2 protein-coding genes are annotated in these 2,158 nt (G+C 44.8%); both read left to right on the top strand.

Annotation, left to right across the window (positions count from 1 at the left end):
- The first annotated feature begins 155 nt into the window (after positions 1-155).
- A complete protein-coding gene (locus WBA23_RS02615) occupies positions 156-1,514 on the top strand; it encodes a PhoH family protein (RefSeq protein ID WP_424580691.1) in 1,359 nt (452 codons plus the stop codon).
- A gap of 66 nt (positions 1,515-1,580) precedes the next feature.
- A partial coding sequence (locus WBA23_RS02610; protein ID WP_424580690.1) for a sulfatase-like hydrolase/transferase occupies positions 1,581-2,158 on the top strand: 578 nt, incomplete at its 3' end.

Here is a 2,158-nt window from a genome sequence, read left to right as displayed (position 1 = left end):
TTAGTACGCTTGGTTTTGGCCAACGTGCTAAGCATTATTCCGAAGGAAAAGGAAGACGTATTCATCCGCAACTTCTCTCATTAATTTCTTATATTTGTTGCCCTCAATTAGCAATCTGGCAATCTGCAGGAAATTGATATTAGCTTATATTTTCTATGGCACGAAGTAAAAAAACCTCATCCTCTTCTATTGAGGAAAAGAAAATTTTTGTTTTAGATACCTCCGTCATTCTATATTCTCATGATTCTATTATGAATTTTGATGAGCACGATGTAGGAATACCTATCACAGTACTAGAGGAATTAGATCAGTTTAAAAAAGGCAGCGATACGCGTAATTTTGAGGCCCGAGAATTTATTCGCTTACTGGATTCACTCTCGGAAAAACATACGCTGCAAGACTGGATTCCATTGAACGGCCGGTCTCGTGGTAGTTTTAAAGTGGTAATGAGTAACGAAAGCAAAATTAACGCTGAAGAGGTATTCGACGAGCGCAAACCTGACCATAAAATACTGAACGCAGCACTCACCCTACGTGATGCTTACCCCAACCGTAAGGTTATACTTGTGACGAAAGATATTAACCTACGCCTGAAGGCCAAATCACTCAATTTAGTAGCGCAGGATTATGAAACCGGAAAGGTAAAGCACGTTGACGACCTAGATCAGGGAACCACCGTGCTAGAGCGGGTGAGTAGCCAGAAAATTTCAGATATGTACAAAGATGGCTCCTGCGAAGTAGAGGATATTCGCGGTCTGAAAGATGTAAAGGCTAACCAGTATTATATTCTGAAGAGTTCTAAGAACTCAGCGCTAAGCTACTACAATCCGGAATCTCAAAAAATGGAAAAGGTAGAGAAGCGCACCGCTTACGGCATTCGTCCGAAAAATGCGGAGCAAGCCTTTGCCCTGCACGCGATTATGAATCCGAATGTTCGCTTGGCTACTGTTCAGGGTGTGGCAGGTACCGGCAAAACACTCTTGGCCCTAGCGGGTGCCCTGGAGCAACGGCGGGAGTTTAAGCAAATCTACCTCGCCCGCCCTATTGTGCCCTTGAGCAATAAAGATATTGGCTACCTGCCGGGCGATATTAAATCGAAACTTAACCCGTACATGGAGCCACTGTGGGACAACCTGAAGTTCATCCAAAACCAATTTAATGAGAACGATAAAGATTTCACTCGCATCACCGAGATGGTGGCTAACGAAAAACTAGTTATCACTCCGCTGGCCTACATTCGGGGGCGCAGTTTGTCCAATATTTTCTTTATAGTGGATGAAGCGCAGAACCTAACTCCCCACGAGATAAAAACGATTATTACCCGGGCGGGCGAAAACTGCAAAATTGTGTTTACTGGCGACATCTACCAAATAGATACTCCGTATCTTGATTCTCAGAGTAACGGTTTGTCGTATCTGATTGACCGCATTGCCCAGCACCCGCTTTACGCTCACGTGACCCTTGTTCGGGGCGAACGCTCTGAGTTAGCTAACCTAGCGAATGAGCTACTGTAATTTTATTCAATATTGTATATGAGGAGAGCATCCCAGTTTCTTCTGTCAGTCTTCCTGATTCTAACCGTGGGTTCGATTGCAAAAGCCCAACCTAATATCGTACTTATCGTTGCCGACGATCAGGGCTACCACGATTTAGGAGCCTACGGAAGTGAGGATGTCTTTACTCCTCACTTGGATCAATTAGCCACTGAAGGAGTACGGTTAACTAATTTCTACGTAACCAGCTCCATTTGTACTCCTTCGCGTAGTGGTTTACTGACGGGTCGCTATCCGCAGCGTAATGGTACTTTTGAGCTCTTCCGTAACGATATGGTGGATATGGGGCACCAGTACACTGAGCAGGAGTACAGCATTTCGCCCGAGCGAGTTTTAGGTACTGACCTTCGGGAAGTGTTTCTTTCCGAACTACTTCAGCAGGCAGGCTATACAAATGGCATTTTTGGTAAGTGGGATTTCGGTCAGCTTAAGCGCTACCTACCGCTACAACAAGGCTTCAATGATTTCTACGGTTTTGTTAATACCGGTATTGATTATTATACGCACGAACGCTACGGCACACCCTCTATGTTTTTGGGCAATAAACCCACCACGGCTGATAGTGGTACGTACAGTACTTATCTATTTGAGCGAGAAGCCCTGGC

It is taken from the genome of Tunicatimonas sp. (genome assembly GCF_049647865.1).
Classification (GTDB): domain Bacteria; phylum Bacteroidota; class Bacteroidia; order Cytophagales; family Cyclobacteriaceae; genus Tunicatimonas.
This window is presented reverse-complemented; position numbering and strand designations above follow the sequence as displayed.

Coding starts and splice junctions, on each gene's coding strand:
- WBA23_RS02615 (WP_424580691.1), top strand. CDS start 156: ATGGCACGAAGTAAAAAAACCTCATCCTCTTCTATTGAGGAAAAGAAA.